Source organism: Halomonas sp. CH40 (assembly GCA_041875495.1).
Classification (GTDB): Bacteria; Pseudomonadota; Gammaproteobacteria; order Pseudomonadales; family Halomonadaceae; genus Vreelandella.
Genome location: CP112982.1, coordinates 1,547,084 through 1,563,036, shown reverse-complemented (window position 1 = coordinate 1,563,036; position 15,953 = coordinate 1,547,084). Strand labels below are relative to the sequence as shown.

Sequence of the window (15,953 nt, the reverse complement as noted above, 5' to 3'; positions counted from 1 at the left end):
TTTCATAGGTAATCGCATGGTCAGGCGTCAGAAGAATCGCTGTCGCTGGACGAGCGTTTTTGAAGATCCTGTAAGAGCTGTTGGCGCTCCTTGTCATCCAATCTATGCAGCCCCATAGTCAGCTTAGACGCCGTATTATCTTCACAGTAAAAGTACGTTACTGGCACATCCAAAATGTCTGACAGCCTCTTCAGCAATTGAAACTTGGGCGAATGTTGCCCTTTTTCATACTGCGTCATGCGTGCACTCGCCAGATTCGGCTCCATCCCGAGGTGTTCCCCAAGCTGCCTTTGTGTCATACCCGCTGCTAGCCTAGCGGCTTTCAATTGACCTGGAACCGGACTTTTCATGCCACCCCCATACCTGCACCATAATAATCAAACGGTAAACGCACGTGAGGGAAAACACCATTGTCCTATAGCTGAACAAAAAGGCAATTTGATTGGCAGGATCGCATCAGCAGGCCGCATAAAAGCAGCTTCGTCATCTGGGTATCAGGACGGCATAAAGAAAAGGGGATAATTCGAGGGGCATAAATTGTCGTTTCCACTTCAATCTGACATAACCAGAATGAAAAAACAGTCACTTAAACCAGGAAATCCACCACAAAATGGCATAATTTTTCCACTTTTAAATGACATAAAATAAAACGACCATTTTCTTTGGTAATAAAATAACGTCATAAAAAAACATCTTAACAATCAGATCTTGGTCGTAGCACATGATCAAAAACTGCTGAATATTCCACTCAGATGGGTGCCTTATGACTTTCGTTGAATTCAGCTATGAAACGCTCAAAAGGAAAACTGGTTATATGGCTGATCTGGCCACCATATCATGTTTATATTCTCTTCAAATTTCGATATAAAAACATGTTTTAGTGTATCTATGTTTACGCAATAAACATGGCGAGAGACGGTGTTTAAAAAATTGAAAAAAATCGACATAGACCAACCCGATACCCAAAAACATAGTTCGCGAGCATAACCAACCATGGGATACAGGCTACACTTCAACTAGAAACAGTTGCTACATGCTGTTATCCAACTCCGCTTCGTGTGGATCTTCATAACCACCACTTGACAAGGCAACTTATGTCAGAATCACCAACCTCGCTTCATAAAGCTAGGAGTAATAAGCGTGAAATATGGACAGCAGAGTTCTGGCGGTTCATTACAGCCCAAACAATGTGTAAAGAGTCTGAGCGTTTAAAAAGTATCCAGGTGGGCCTGTCACCAACGTTATTCCTAGCAGTGCGAGAGACCTTTCAGCTACAGGATAAGCAGGTTAAGACATTGCTCAATGTGTCCGTCTCCGCGGTTCACCGACGCAGACGTGAAGGGAAAAACCTGGACTCCGTGGCATCAGAACGTCTTGATAGGGTTGCGACCGTAAGTTACCTTGCGATGGAGGTATTCGAGGACAAGCTGGCAACGATCGACTGGATGTCTAGTTCGAACGAAGCGCTGGGAGGACAGGCGCCTGTCATGCTCTGTGGTACTGATATCGAGGCCAAACAGGTTCGGCGTCTACTCCTCTCTATGGAATGTGGCGGTGTGGTGTGAAAGTGGGTATTCATTGCCCCGACTGGTCTTTTAAGAGCAAACCAGCCCATTTTCAAAATAGCTTTCACTTAGCACAAATCGGGTAAGAAGGGGAGTCGCCTTCCCTATCCTCTCACACCACGGAGCATACGATTCCATACCACGGCGGTTCATGAACAACGTTTGAGCCACCTTACAATATCGAGTATCGATATCAGTCCCTGATCGTAAAATCGCTTTCTCGGCAAGGCATGATCCCTGTGCGAGGCTCCGGTGTTACACCAGGGCTCTCGTCCATTACCCGCCGATTTCCAACGCCTCCAGACCTAGGCCTCAGAGTTTCCGTCAGCGGGTCTCTGGACGTTTCCATTGCCGCCAGAGCAGGCTACGCAAGCGCCTTCGTATCCATTTAATCCAGAGTTTCCAACGGGTGCTCCACATTAACGAAACCAATGTAATTTTTCCAGCCTCGCAAGATAGGCGTTAAATCTTTGATCACTTGCTGGATGTGATGGCCACTACCACGCTTTAACACCTGCCGGACACGTTGTATCATATGCTGTAGGTTTGTCTTGGCTAACTTCAGCTTCCGCTGCTTGTTCCGAGTAAAACTTTAGGCCAGATAGCTGCGTTTCCATGGTCGACACACAGCACTTTTGCGGCGATTGACCGTTAGCCGGAGTGAGTTCTCGATATACTCACTAAAGCTGCCCATAACACGCTCACTTGCTCGCCGACTTTTGATGTACACCTGAGCGTCATTGGGGTAGCGGCAGAAGCGGTGACCGCGGCGTTCCAACTCCTTGTCCAGATCGTCCAACAGGATGTTCACCAGCAGCGACCGCCTTGGCTCTTCACGGACATCTGTGGTTCTTCTTAAAAACACACCCTCCAAGAAATCTTGGAGGGTGTAGAACCATAGCTGCCTTGCGGCGGTATATCATTACCGTTGCTTGCTTCCAGTCCTTATATCAGCTGCCTATGCGGCGGTTCACTCGTTTATCGGCAGGCTGTCGAGCGTTAACGCTTTTTCAGCTGCCTATGCGGCGGTTCACGTGATGAAGCTCCCCCCTCCTCCGGAATAACCTTTTTCAGCTGCCTATGCGGCGGTTCACGCAATGCAGTTCTCGCATCCCACTCAGTGCATTTTTTCAGCTGCCTATGCGGCGGTTCACCGAAAAGTCTCTATTTCGGAATTAGGCGCGTTTTTTTCAGCTGCCTATGCGGCGGTTCACTAGCCATAGCTAGTATTTAGACTATAGATATCAATTGGATAAAATGAAAACGTTAAATTTCCCCTTTTTAACGCCTAACATATAACCGATTGATATCAGTGAAAATAATTAGCCAACAAAGATTTAGGTTATTTGTTGCAAGCTAGGTACTGAGGCGCAATGTTTATGGTGCGTAGCAAGACCGTAGCTGTTGTAGCTGCCCTGCCCACTTTTTCCATCGAGTGTCGCACGCTGGACATATAATGCGAAACGCTGACCTGATGACCGGCTATCCATAGGAATCACATGGTAATGATCAACTATGCGGTTCGAGACAATATCACTTGGCATGAATGGCTCACCGCGCTGTTCAGCTCGTTTTTTGGCACGAATTAACCTCCTTTTAACCTCAGCGGGAAAGGACTTAGCAACATGCTGATTACGAATGAATCTCACTTCTTCTGCTTCAGTAGGCACCAGCTCAATGTCACTGACTTCAACAAATCCCTCATTAGCCATATTTTTAAGATATTGCACAGATGATATGTATGATAAGGCATTAATATCTTTGCTCACGAAAGCAATTGAATTTCCTATCGCATCTGTACTCCAGGATGGAAACGTAACACCAATGCTAGCCGTTGTTATTTTAGAAAGGCTCATAAAGCCATGCAGGCAAGCAATACACTTGCCTGCTACAAAAGCATGATTGGCTTCAGGCGCGATATACTTTATATGCAAAAAATATCTCATTTTTCATCCCTCTTTATCCCTTTTTGGAACATACCACCCTTTACCAACACTGACATTATATAGTGGGCATTAGAACTGGCCTGCCCAGATGCCTGGATGTCTTTCGTGATATTCTCAACTCTCTGCAATAAAGAATAGAAGTCTTTTTCAGTGGTAGGTTCACGCATAGCTAAAACTTGACTACGATCTGAACCATACTCACTCACTCTTAATGGATATTCTGCTCCTTCATCTAACCACCAATCATCAATCTTTTGAATTGCTGCACCCACTTTATAAGCGCCAAAACTAACGGACTGCCGGCCATCTTTCATTGTGCTTTTTAGAAATTGCTTACTTGGGTTTCCGCTACCTTTTTCATCCTTATCAACAAATAGCTGACTAGGGAATATTTCTTGGCAGAACTCAGTCTTTATAGCGGCATTTACATCAACAAAAAGATATTTTTTTTGACAAGAAAGTGATTCCCCAAGCTCAGATGCAAGTCCTTCTAATGACGCAAGATCGTCCCCATCCCACGAAGACCTCCATTCTTTATATTGCATATCTTTGACGAAGTATTTCTTAAGGTTAGATGTAGACACCTCAACATTTACTTCTCTTGAAATCTTATTTTTCCACAGCCATTCTGCAGAAAGTATATTTTTGGCGTACCGAGTAGCTAGTTCTTGATAACCGCCCACACTTTTATAAGCTTCAGAGAAGTCTCTTAATGCTTTTTCAACATCTTTATTATCACAAATATTTGGCCCTATGCTATTAGAAGTGACTCGTAAAGAAAAACGACAATATAAGGTATCTACCAAAGGAGGTACATAGCAGGTTTCAATCACGATTGGGTTCGAAAACCCCAAACTGCTCGTTTCTCTAGCACGTGCAGCCCCAGATGAAGTGTAGCCGTCACTAAACGTTCCCTTGGGCGCACGCTGCCTCGTCACTTCTACCTGCAGCGGCTCAAAATCACTCGTATCAGTGCGATAGTAAAAGACCGCTTTGCCAGGGTTAAGAGACCGCTCGTAGCTAAGATGTTTGAAAGAGTTCATTGCGTTGGCCTATCTAGATTTTCTTCATCAGCATAGTCAAGTTCTGGCTTTTCAATCTCCAAAATGCGTTTTTTAGAAAATAAGTCTGACTTTTAAGCCTAAAACTCATGGGTGAAACCGTCTCAACAAGACTCACAAGCGGCTCGGCATAGGCATGCAAATGCCGGTGCGCCCCCTGTCGACTGCATGGAACCTCCAGCAACTGATAGCCACTCAAAGCAGGTAAGTGATTAGGATGCTTTGACAGCCATGCCACCAAGCTATCAATCTTCTCTACCTGGTCATCGGAGTCGACAATCCATCGTCCATCGACCGGCAACAGTGATATAGCTTCAAATAAGCTTGAAGCATCACGATGCAATTGGCACCAGTGCACATCTTGGTGAAGCGGTGGCGGCTGCATAGTCCCACCAGCAAACCTGCTTGGAAAGGCAGCTTGCAACATAGGCAAGTCGTCATCTTTTAGCGAGATATCGTGCCCATCCTCTAGCCGATAACGAATAACTAAATCCATCCGTAAATCGCAAAAGCGCATATCAATGAGACCCGGTCTTTTTGGAGCCTCACCAGGCTTGGCTGGTGGTAGGTAAGGAGCAGGTATTTGAGCACCAGAGGAGAACTCATATTGCCGCAGAAACCAGGCAACTCCGTCAATCACAATGTTCCGATCAAGAAGGTTTTTTAAGCGTAACTGATAGTTATAGACTGTTCCCCATACTGCCATCAATGAAGGCAAACCCACTAGGTAAGGACAAGATAATGCTTGTGCATCGAATACATGCACATTTTTCAAGTGAAGATAACAAAAAGACTCTTCAACTAGATATTCGCCTTCTTGTTTTTTCAACCCCTTCAGCAAAACCTTTAGCTGAGATTTGAAAGGAATTAGAAGATCTGGATGATAAGCAAGGCTCTGTGTCCTTGGATTTTTAATCAAAGCATTGTGCAGTTCTCGATTAAGCTCAGATAGGTTTTCAAGCAAACTTTCATCAGAAGCAGAAGTTAAAAGGATTGCTATATCACTTCCCTCTCCTTCATTTGATTCGCCTTCCATGCCTCGCCAATAAATGATTGGTGAAAGCCATTCAGTCAAGGATTGGCTTAGCAACTTAATGGCAGAGCGACGGTAGTCTTTTCTTTCCTTACTTGTAAGTATATTTTTGCTTTCAATAATATTCAAGCAGGCTGAAATAAAGGCTCTGCTTTTTAAAGCACGGTGATAAAAGTCAATGTCTACTTTATCAACAAAGCTTACATTAACTCCTTTTTTGTATCTTTGCCTGGAATTTAAAAAAGGTGGGTAATCAAGTGCAGAGACATGGCCACCTAAGGATGAAACTAAATCTCCAACGCTTGCAGGATGCCAATGTTTTATTTTTGAAAATTTTCCGTTTTTTTGACGACGAGAAATTTGAATCTCAGTCAATAATGAATTTGATACGACAGGTGTGATACTAATATCTTTTCCCTGATAAAAAAAAGTGACCTGTACAGAGCGCCTATCCACAGAAGAGGGTGTTATATTTGTGTTGAAGTAAGAATCAAAAAGTGACTGAAGGTAAATCCATTGGTCATCAGACATACCAAGTTTTTTTAATTCTTCCCACCATCGCTGATTGTTATCTAAAATGATGGTAGCTAAGCAGTATGGTATGCCGTAAAATTTAAATTGTGTTCCAAACAGCTTTGCTTTATTAACAGCTGCCGAGTTGTGTGACCAGCCCAAACAGCTAACACTATCAAATGAAGAAACAACATTTGCCGAAGGCTTCTCAGCTTTTAATAGTAGTCTTTGATGCGCTACTCGGGTATCGGGATACTTTAAATTATGCGAATGCAGCCATTGTACCTCTTGTGCACAGTTTTCAATATGTTTCCAGTCTTTGAGCGTGGCAGCTGCTCTGTTTTTGTCTAATACCTCTGGTACGCTTTGTCGCTTATGCGATAAATTAAGGAGCACCACCACAGCAGCCTCCGTATTGCAAGAGACCTCTAATAGTGGCGTGTATGGAGCGAAGGCTTTGCGAATCGCTTCTGAGCGGTTTGGCTCAGCAATTTCCAACATTGTATGAAAAGACATAGCGTTACCACGCTGGTAAATAATTATTGTAAATATCTGTTTCTATCGGCATTCGTGATTGACGTAACTCTATGATTTCCCTTAAATAAAAAACACCTATTCCGTTAATTAGCTTTTCGTGTGACTTCAACCTGACCGCAATTTTCAAATACCCTTCCTGGTATAAGCGACACACCTGCTCAAACGATGTACCAAGCAGAATTGCTGCCTCTGACGTACTGATCAGTAGATCGGCGGCATTAGGTACACGGCTTTTCGGGTTTTGGTCAACTAGTCTAGATAAAAAACCTTCTAAGGGCGCCAGTACAAAATCTCCTTCTGGACAACGCTTGAGCATTAGTCGTGAAATGCTAATAACATCGCCAAAAATATGACGAAATGACGTTTTATTAAAATCACATACCAACCTGTCGCCCGCAAGTGCAGCTTGTTCTTCTAGCTCGCCTGTAAATACCTCAGGCCAGTGCGTAAAATACTCAATTGCCTGCTCGATAGTGTGAGCAGGTACCTGATCGCCATCATCAAGCATCTTATATGTATATAGCTGATACCAAAGCAGACATGCTAGTCGTAAGCTGATAGTTCGGATAGCTAGCAGCGGATGTCTTGAAGGTGCGTACTCTCCCACTACTAGACGACTCGCGATCAGTTGCCATTCGTCTGCAATATCTGTTTCTGCGTTACGGAGATCATATCCGCAGCGGCAAGTATGCAAACATTCGGAATAGGTGTAATTTATTCCTTCTTCGCATTTTGGACACACGTGAAGCATCTGTTTGCCATGGCTTATACACGCTTGATATGGAATCCAGTGCCACTCTTGCCGTATGTAATTCAACTCACTGAGACAATCAGGACAAACCGGCACCCCCTTTTTGCGAACCAGCGCTCTTGGAATGTGGCTACCTGCATAAAAAAAACTGGCATAACGTGAACTAAACTTTTCGCTGGAATGCACTACCGCCAGGTGTAACAGTGGAAGCTGCTCATTATCAGTCAGCGATTCAACGAGTTTGAGCGCTCGGATGCGTCGGCTGCTACTCTGCGCCGAGTGGTAAACATTCAAACGATACAACTCTTCTGGAAAGGCTCCTGCTGCTTCGTGATCATGCAATTGTAGCCAGTCTTTTATAGGCTCTTCGTCATTTCATGTGGATTTGGCCTGATCAAGCAGGCGGCCCACCGGGCTACCAATCAGGTAAATCATAGCAATGAAATTAGCTTCATTTCGGTAGCCCCGTGCACGTGAACGAGCCGCCTGAAACAGGCCGTTCATTCCTTCTAGTCGCGCGTTTGTCAGCCCCGAGTGCCAGCGCCTGACTACCGCTTTAGCGTGTCGCTCAAGTGTCTCCAGCGCTTTCCCCATCGGCTTCAGTAGAGGCTTCTCAGAAACTGCTGCTTTCATGATTTTTAGGTAGTTCGTGATCCGCCAACGCGCTGCCCTGGGCGTTGACGCTTTCTGGATCCAGCTTAACTTTTCCTTGATCACCCAAGCATCGGCCGTGGCGCTCTGATCGGCAACCAGCTCCTGAAGTGCCGATATCTGTTTAGGTGTGTGGTTCTCATTTTCCAGGCTCTTCAACAGTGCCCAGCGCAGCGACTTGGGGTGTTTCTGCTCGCGGCGTTCTTTCTTGCGCACCTCGTCCAGTCGCTTGGTGAAGGTCTGCACGATATGGAACCAGTCGACCGTTACCTCCGCCTTGGGAAGAGACTCGGTGACGCCACTAAGGAAAGCAGGTGACATGTCACAGACAACCTCGACCACATTGTCCACATCGCCACCATGAGCCGCCAGGAAGGCACTGAACGCCTTGATGGTGTCCTTGCCGCAGCCTGGAACAGCGAAAATCACCGGTTCCTGCTTGCGCTGCATATCGAGGAACACGGTGACGTAACGATGCCCGCGTCGGGACGCGGTTTCGTCCACGCCAACCATGGTCACATTGGACAGATCCAGCTCTCCCAGCATGCGGTTCACGTAGTGGTGCACGATGCGCCATAGTCGTTTGTCGGAAATCTCCAACTGCCGGGAGACAGCCAGCACTGGCATCTCCTTGACGAGCGACATGGCCGCCTGCTCGAACAACAGGGTAAAGTCACTGCCGGGCCGCGCCCAGGGCACCTTTATGCGTTTGACGCCATGTTCAGGACACTTTGTACGAGGGACGCGAGCATGCAAGTAACAATGGTGCTGAAAGAAGTTCAGATGTCGCCAGGTTTTGTCAGCAAAGTCGTGGGCTTGGCAGGCCTTACCGCACTCTGGACAGGGATAGAGGCTGCCACGCTCCGCCTCGACATACAGCTCCAGGCGGTGAGGCGACGCAGCGGTATCCAGGTGCTGATCCTTGAGAATCCAGGGCGCTTCCAGGCCAAGGCCGAGTGTTAAAATCTGGGTGCCGTCCATGTCGTACCTCCTGCTAATATGGAGGCAATATTCTGGCTCAGCTCAGGGGGCGAATTCCACACCCAACGACGAAGAGCCCTTTTATAGCTCGACTAAGCTGTTGATAATATTCAAAGAAGTTTTCTTGTGACAAACGGAGCATGTAGCTCTCAAGCGATTCATTTCTATATGGTTCAGGCCTAATAAGTAGTTTCATAGCAACCCTTTGCTAAGTAATGCTTATCAAGATATAGCAGCAAACTAGCTCAAATACACACTTTTTAGCAATAGAAGCTACTATGCAGGTCTTTTAGGCTTTCCTAAATCAGTTGAAATGGCTCTATATCCCGAAAGATCCTCGTTTTGGTCATGTTGCGATGCAGACTGAAGGCCTCTATCTTTACCTTTACCGCTGCAACAAGGCAGCTCTGAAGCACCCATACCAGCTACACACCCGAAACCATGGCGATGAAGCCTGGCTCCACAGCTGCTAACAATTCGATCGAGTCAGTCGCCTTCGGAGATTGAACTAGGTCATCTTGTGACACACATCAAACCAATATACGTTGATATCCAGACCAATCATCGTGTACTAGCTCCGTGCACTGCAATTGCCGCATTCATATCCTCAATGCTCACCGGATTAGCTGGGGTGCGTATCATGCCCTTCAGGTCTTTTACCGAATGGGTAGCAGCAATGATGGCATACTGCCCTTTTTCCAATTCCACAAACTCAATGCGATCCCCTGAGTCAAGCCCTAATGAAGCCCTAACTTGAACAGGAATCGTGACCTGCCCTTTCGACGTAAGCGTTGCCGTAGCCATCTCTCTCCGAGTAGCAAAACGTGTTATTCCTACTTAAGGGTAAGGCGTTAACCGGGTCAAGAAATTCCATAGCTTCGTGGTCGACATGGCACTTTTTCTATGTGGTTGGAAGATCAGTGCTCACCACCCTCACAGTAAGCGGGATTGTTTCAGTATTCCAGTAACGCCAGTATTAGGGCGACCGATGAGCACTTCGGCATTTCCACAGCATCAGTTAAAAGGGTCTGCTTAGCTATGAGGCAGAGTAAGTCATAGCCAAAACCTTCCAAAGTGATTTTGCGAGAGGTTGGCATCATATTAATGCTAACAATTGTTGACGATAGTGCTCTGAGAAGCTCAGGGTCAGCAAGGGTGGTTCATCAAAGGGCATTTCATGCTGTTCTGAGTCCTGTTGCGAGCACTGCTCATCGTTTGATGCTTCTTGGCCAGATCTTACCTTCTTTAGACGTTGATTCAGCTTTTGAACCTGAAGCGTCGCCTGATCATCAGGCAGATCGTCTGCAATGCGTTGAGTATATTGTCGTAGCAGAGGCTCGGCAACCACATAGAGCCATGCAGCGTCATCTATAATGCCCATCCTTCGCAGGATCCTCCCCAACACCTGCCTGTAATGCAACTCCGTGCGGATTCTGCTGAGATACGCGCATACACACAACCGTTGTATATCAGTACCCTCTGAAATCATGCTGACGGCAATAATCCAACGGGTATCACTATGCCGAAATTGATCAATTAGCTGATGCGCTCCAGGTGTCTGGCTAGTGACAACCACAAAACTTTCACTTCTATCGCGTAAAAGCGCTGCAATTTGATGGGCATGCTCAATATCAGTTGCTACGACGAGTCCACCTGCGTTGGGCACACGCTGTCTCACATGGCTGAGCTTTTCAATACTCATATCCAGTACTGCGTTCAAAACGTCATCATGCCGTAATAGATCTTCGTAACTGATGGGTGATGTTCCCAGGAGCTGCTGGAAGGATGAGAATGCCTTCACTGATGCTGTAGTCTCAGTCTCCTCAGTTAGATGAATCAGTAAGTTATCAACTAACGTAATGCGTGGCGAACGACATACACCATCCTGAACAGCCGCTTGAAGATCATAGCGATAATCACAGATCAACTTACCTTCTGGATCACTATATCGTGCCAAGGCAATCGGCAATTCATCGGAACGCCAAGGTGTTCCTGACAACGCCAGAGTGTAGCGAGCATTGTCCTGAATTCGCAGGAGTATCTGTTGACCCCACCCATTACTCAACAGTGGGTCATGTCCGGCACAATGATGAATCTCATCAAAGACGACCAATATGGCGTACTGCTCGAATAACGCCCAGAATTCCTCAGGCTGATACTCCATAGATTGGTAGGTATAGGCCGCGCCTACTGAGGCTAACGCATCACCAAAGCGTGATTTTAATACCTCAGCAAACGTTCGCTGTATACCGGCTACCACTTCTCTGGTCGGTGCAAAACAAACAACGAAATCGATACGTTTTTCTGCGAGCAGCCAGCGCGCAATTTCGGCTGCCAGTCGCGTTTTTCCACTTGCTGGTGTTGCTTGGACGAAAAAATCACTATGCCGAAGATAGTGCTCTTTTGCTGATGTGAGGCAGTCTTCCTGCCATGAGCGTAGAGGCTTTTTCATGTTCCCCTTAATCGCTGTAGTGATTTTTCTAAAGCACGGACGCTGCCAAGGAGGCGAGCACTACGTTCATAGGCCTCGCGATGATCACTGTCAAAGCTTGACCGCAAGTCAGGGTACTGAGTCATCAGATGGCGAAATTTTTCCGTTTCCCCCATAGCAGACAGAAACTCGCTCTGGGTTTCTAGAAGCTCTTTTTCCAATGCAAGGTTACGACTTTCATGTATATCATCGTTTTCTTTACTATCTTCTTCATTACTGATCAAATCAGTAGCAGTAATTACGCTCAGCGCCTTCTGTTTTGAAGAAGATTTTTGTCTTTTATGCCATGCCTCAAAGCGTTCACCGTCCCAGTTAATTGGCGTGTCATGGATGGTCGGCAACACGTGGTAAACCTGATCCCTTTTCCGCTTTTGCTCATCTTGCTGTACGGCACCAACGCGAAGCAGTTTATTGATGCCTTCGTATAGGAAGCTCCTTAGCTTTGCCCTATCGTTTTTCGCAATCCCATATCGCTCTGCGTACTGATCCCGTATACCACGAACAGTGAAATGCGAATTTTCTTGCTCCAAAAGGAGCTCGAAGATACGTCGATCAATCGAAGGGGATGGAGCTGGCATAACGATCACCGTGATAAGAATCAGCCATAAAAAGGACTACAGTTCATTTTGCGGATTATAGACTGTGGCTAGATAAGCCGCAACGAAGGATATTCCCGCCCAAAAGGAGATAGGGCGGATATGGGTGAGCTAGCGACGGCTCTAGGAAGAAATATCAGAGAAAAACGAAAAATGGCAGGGTATTCACAAGAAGCCTTTGCTTTAGCTGCTGGCATCGACCGTAGCTATGTAGGAAGAATCGAACGAGGAGAAGTTAATATTACTGTAGAAAAATTATATGAGATCGCTGCAGTTCTCCAATGCGAGCCAGCCTCCCTGCTGCCCTCCAAGGCTATTTTACGTGCTGGGCAGTGATGACGTGCTTCATAGGGATAAATTCAGCTCATGGCACCCACCACCCTATAGTGTAACGTTATTCTATAGTGTAACGTTATTCTATAGTGTAACGTTATTGCCCAGCCGCCAGCGCCACTAACCAAAGCTGCTGGTCGGTGGCGTAACAAAGAGCTTGAATGCGAGTTGCCATGCTTCACGTCACAGACGCTTATTCAAAACCTCTCTGAAATGCTTCAGGGAGCCCGTGAACTCTCACGTAACGCACTCCCATTGAGGTGCTATAAGCAGAAACTGACTTGTCTTTCACGGTGTGTATATCCTCAAGGCCGAAGATCTGCGTATTTTATGTCTATAAACAAGCAGTTTTCTGCAATCAATGGAGAACTCAACGAGTTTTATCACCCAAGTACATTGCCAGCTATTCTGGACTTTACCAAGAGCATCAAGCCGTTCAATTTCTCTCAGGCTTTCTTAAACCAGCTGAAATGGCTCTATGTCCCGAAAGATCCCCGTCTTGGTCATGTTGCGACGCAGGTTGAAGACTTCTACCGCTGCCACAGGGTCTACCTGCTCCAGCTGATCAAAATGGATACGACACCATTGATCACGGGTCACCTTGATGCTGTAAAGGTATTGATCGTGTTCACCACCGGTCGCAGGATCAACAACCTGCCGATACCCTGATACTCGGGCTTCTTCGACGCTGGGCAGGCGAGCAAAAATTGCTCCGATCACGCGAAACGCCACACCATGTACATGATCACGGTAGAGCTTACGTTGGCGGGTGGCACTGAGTTTTCGAGGCGTCAGCTTCAATGCTTTGGCAGGCATTTGCCAGTAATGATCAGGCATTTCGTCTTCATCAGGCAGATCAATGTCCACGGCGATGGTGCTCTCATCACTGCCCAGATCAAAATCAACCTGGGTCTCTCGCGGCCAGTCAGTCTCTTCCAATCGCTCACGTAACGCTTGTTGCATGGCATCTAAATCCGTATAGACGCCTACTTCCTCACGCTGCTGGCGGGCAAACTCTGCAGTATCAAATTCTGCCTTACGCTTCTCCCACTGTTGGTAGGCGCTGTCAAAGGCATGTTGACGCTGATCCTGCTCAGCTTCCAGTCGCCTTCGCGTGGCCGGCCAGAGCCGTTGCCACCAGCTCATGTTAAGCGCCGCAGGTGACTGTGGCGCGGGTTCTGGAAATGCTTGAGGGTTATAACCACGCGTCTCTGGGCAGGGCGTGCTCCAATGCAGCTGACCCAGTATATCGACAGCCTCATTGCGTTGCTCACAGATAACCTGGAGACGCTCACGTATCATCGCCTCCCCCTGACGTTTCACTGCTCGGGCGTCCTCAGAGGAAAGCGGTTCGCCATCTGGCCATTGATAACTTACGTCCCCCTGATCGTCGACCACAAGCTGCAAGTCGATATGCCCTGCTTCGGGCAAGCGTGATGAGACGTTGTCAGACCTGCCAGCGCGAGCCTCCCTGGAAGGCGAAGTGCTCCGTGCTCCCTTACGATTCAGTTTAGTGCGATAGGCAAGCCCAGTACCTGGAATCCCCGCATGGGCATGAGCACCGCTTGGCCCAATACTAACACTGGCTCCTCGCGGCCCAACCGAGAGCCCCAAGCCCCGTTTGCTGAGGTTAAGCCGAACACCGGGAGCGAGTGTTATCCGCCGCTGAAATCGAAATGCCATTTCCTACCCATTTAAAAAGTGTTTGCTGGAGGCTGAAGCATACCGGGATCAAGGCTTTCATCATCCCGTGGCTGACCTTGCGTTGAACGCTCCCAACCACTCTACCAGCTGCTGATTGGCTTTTAGACGCTGACGTTGCAACAGAGCGCTTTCGAAGAGTTTATCCAGAGAGGCATCAGGGGTTGTTAGTGGCAAAGCAACGGCTGCTTCATCCCTAAATTGCTGATGGATCGACGGGTTATCATCCAGGCATTGCCACCAGTGCAGAATGTCTTCTCTTGCCTTGTGCATCACCTGAGCCGCGGGCAGTCGATCTGATTTTGCCTGATTGGCTTTTTCCGTCGCAGGTAGCAGGTTCCAGAGATCGTTGTTATTCCAGCGCGACCAGGGGAAACAATGATCGATGGCATAAGCGCTGCGGTGCAGATCGCTGTGCGTCCAGACACAAGGCAACGGCGCAGGATGTTTCAGACGCTGTGCCACCAGCTGACGAACCTGCTGTGTATCACGACGGCTTTCCTGCCACTGTAAGGCGTGATGGAGAGTGCCGGTATCATAGCCGGTGTCATATCGCTGCATCAGCTGCACCCATTCATGGACGATGGCGGGTTCCAGCCAGCAGGCGTAACGGCTCATAGCGTCCCAGAGCGGTGTCGGGATTTGAAACGTGCCGAAAGATGCCAACGTTGCACTATCAAGGCGAACAGCCTGTTCTCGGACACGCATGCCCTGATACTGGCCTTCAAAGACCGGACGCTGACTGCCAGGCCAGGTAATAAAATGCGCGGGCATTTTGAGAATGGTCTGGCAAGCATCACGCAGCGCGCGCATCACACTGGCGGCACATTGAGGATCAAGAAAAGCCGATCCTACCCGCAGATCATGAGGTGACAGTTGCCGAAGGCGATAGAAATCATCCTTGGCAAAGCCATAGCCTTTTTGGCCAGGTGATTGGCGCAGATCACGCTCGATTAACAAGGGCCGGTATAGCTTAATCCAGAAAAGCCCTACGGCACCCAGTGGCACCGTGACCCATTCATCCGTACGCGACATTACGATTCCCGGCGCGCTATCTGCTAGGCGTATCAGTGCGCGCAGCAGCCCCAGCTTGTAAGATGAGGCCTTGTCATCGTTCACGATAATATGGCGTAGTGACGGCAGAGCACCGGTGCCATCATCAGGGAGCCGGAATACACGTAAATGCCAGGTCACGCCATCTCGTCCCAACTGATCACCATTGTGACTCGCTTGAACCGGTAACAATGCAAGGTTTTGTGCCCAGCGATCCAGCAAGCCCATGTCGACCGGATGGAACTGGCGGGCATCGTTATTCGGGCCTTCACGAAAGGTCATCACCAGGTGCCCACCCGGTGCTAACAAGGAGTTCAACACACGCAAGGCACGTTGCTGATCCTCAACAGGCAAATGCATCCAAACGGCGGACACCAGAATCAGCTGAAAGCGTTGCGATAGCTGACGCACCGAGTTCAGGGCAGGCAGGCTATCTTCCAACCAGCTGACGTCCAGACCAGCTGTAGTGGTTTGCCCCAGGCCGCGGAGCTTATCAGCCGGTTCAACAGCGACCACCTGCCAACCCCGCTGAGCCAATGCCTTGGCATCACGCCCGCTGCCTGCTCCAATATCCAAGACTAACCCGGGCTGCTCCGGCAAATGATGCAACCACTCGCCATGAACCCGATCAAACTCCAGCGATTGATATTGATCAAACAGGCGCTGAGCATGCTCATCGTAGAAATGGGTAGAATTAGGCGTCGCCATGCTCTATTGCTTTAGCAGTATCAGTGCTGACGT

15 protein-coding genes and 1 CRISPR repeat array are annotated in these 15,953 nt (G+C 47.9%); of the genes, 2 read left to right on the top strand and 13 right to left on the bottom strand.

Features of this window, described 5'->3' with window-relative positions:
* Positions 1-20 precede the first annotated feature (20 nt).
* On the bottom strand, positions 21-350 hold the full coding sequence (locus OR573_07130) for a helix-turn-helix transcriptional regulator (GenBank protein XGA81391.1): 330 nt from the start codon (positions 348-350) through the stop codon (positions 21-23).
* A gap of 837 nt (positions 351-1,187) precedes the next feature.
* Between OR573_07130 and OR573_07125 the strand changes: the two genes are divergently transcribed.
* The gene (locus OR573_07125; protein XGA81687.1) at positions 1,188-1,565 is read left to right on the top strand and encodes a DUF2384 domain-containing protein; all 378 of its coding nucleotides are present in this window, start codon (positions 1,188-1,190) and stop codon (positions 1,563-1,565) included.
* Between the two features lie 388 nt (positions 1,566-1,953).
* On the opposite strand, the gene OR573_07120 is transcribed toward OR573_07125, so the two are convergent.
* The 10 genes from OR573_07120 to OR573_07075 form a co-directional block, all read right to left on the bottom strand.
* On the bottom strand, positions 1,954-2,100 hold the full coding sequence (locus OR573_07120; protein XGA81390.1) for a hypothetical protein: 147 nt from the start codon (positions 2,098-2,100) through the stop codon (positions 1,954-1,956).
* 57 nt (positions 2,101-2,157) lie between these two features.
* Positions 2,158-2,430: a hypothetical protein gene (locus OR573_07115; protein ID XGA81389.1), complete on the bottom strand. Its 273-nt coding sequence runs from the start codon at positions 2,428-2,430 to the stop codon at positions 2,158-2,160.
* 28 nt (positions 2,431-2,458) lie between these two features.
* Positions 2,459-2,779: a CRISPR direct-repeat array (repeat unit 28 nt; unit sequence TTTTTCAGCTGCCTATGCGGCGGTTCAC).
* A 123-nt stretch (positions 2,780-2,902) separates the two neighbouring features.
* On the bottom strand, positions 2,903-3,511 hold the full coding sequence (gene cas6f / locus OR573_07110; GenBank protein XGA81388.1) for a type I-F CRISPR-associated endoribonuclease Cas6/Csy4: 609 nt from the start codon (positions 3,509-3,511) through the stop codon (positions 2,903-2,905).
* Complete coding sequence (gene csy3 / locus OR573_07105; GenBank protein ID XGA81387.1) at positions 3,508-4,554, bottom strand: type I-F CRISPR-associated protein Csy3; 1,047 nt, start codon at positions 4,552-4,554, stop codon at positions 3,508-3,510. The genes cas6f and csy3 overlap by 4 nt, the downstream gene beginning before the upstream one ends.
* A 13-nt stretch (positions 4,555-4,567) precedes the next feature.
* Entirely contained in the window at positions 4,568-6,634 is a 2,067-nt protein-coding gene (locus tag OR573_07100; GenBank protein ID XGA81386.1) for a hypothetical protein, read from the bottom strand.
* A gap of 4 nt (positions 6,635-6,638) precedes the next feature.
* A complete protein-coding gene (locus tag OR573_07095) occupies positions 6,639-7,748 on the bottom strand; it encodes a hypothetical protein (GenBank protein ID XGA81385.1) in 1,110 nt (369 codons plus the stop codon).
* A 33-nt stretch (positions 7,749-7,781) separates the two neighbouring features.
* Complete coding sequence (locus OR573_07090; protein XGA81384.1) at positions 7,782-9,038, bottom strand: ISL3 family transposase; 1,257 nt, start codon at positions 9,036-9,038, stop codon at positions 7,782-7,784.
* Between the two features lie 561 nt (positions 9,039-9,599).
* On the bottom strand, positions 9,600-9,842 hold the full coding sequence (locus tag OR573_07085) for a type II toxin-antitoxin system PrlF family antitoxin (protein ID XGA81383.1): 243 nt from the start codon (positions 9,840-9,842) through the stop codon (positions 9,600-9,602).
* Positions 9,843-10,134: 292 nt separating this feature from the next.
* Positions 10,135-11,490 (bottom strand): helicase-related protein, encoded by a 1,356-nt coding sequence (locus OR573_07080; protein XGA81382.1) that lies wholly within the window; start codon positions 11,488-11,490, stop codon positions 10,135-10,137.
* Positions 11,487-12,107 carry a hypothetical protein gene (locus tag OR573_07075; GenBank protein XGA81381.1) on the bottom strand — a complete coding sequence of 207 codons (621 nt, stop codon included), beginning with the start codon at positions 12,105-12,107 and terminating at the stop codon, positions 11,487-11,489. The genes OR573_07080 and OR573_07075 overlap by 4 nt, the downstream gene beginning before the upstream one ends.
* A 120-nt stretch (positions 12,108-12,227) precedes the next feature.
* Between OR573_07075 and OR573_07070 the strand changes: the two genes are divergently transcribed.
* Positions 12,228-12,461 carry a helix-turn-helix transcriptional regulator gene (locus tag OR573_07070; GenBank protein ID XGA81380.1) on the top strand — a complete coding sequence of 78 codons (234 nt, stop codon included), beginning with the start codon at positions 12,228-12,230 and terminating at the stop codon, positions 12,459-12,461.
* A 453-nt stretch (positions 12,462-12,914) separates the two neighbouring features.
* Here the strand turns inward: OR573_07070 and OR573_07065 are convergent, their stop codons facing one another.
* Positions 12,915-14,141 carry a DUF4236 domain-containing protein gene (locus tag OR573_07065; protein ID XGA81379.1) on the bottom strand — a complete coding sequence of 409 codons (1,227 nt, stop codon included), beginning with the start codon at positions 14,139-14,141 and terminating at the stop codon, positions 12,915-12,917.
* 60 nt (positions 14,142-14,201) lie between these two features.
* Positions 14,202-15,920 carry a class I SAM-dependent methyltransferase gene (locus tag OR573_07060; protein XGA81378.1) on the bottom strand — a complete coding sequence of 573 codons (1,719 nt, stop codon included), beginning with the start codon at positions 15,918-15,920 and terminating at the stop codon, positions 14,202-14,204.
* Positions 15,921-15,953: the final 33 nt, after the last annotated feature.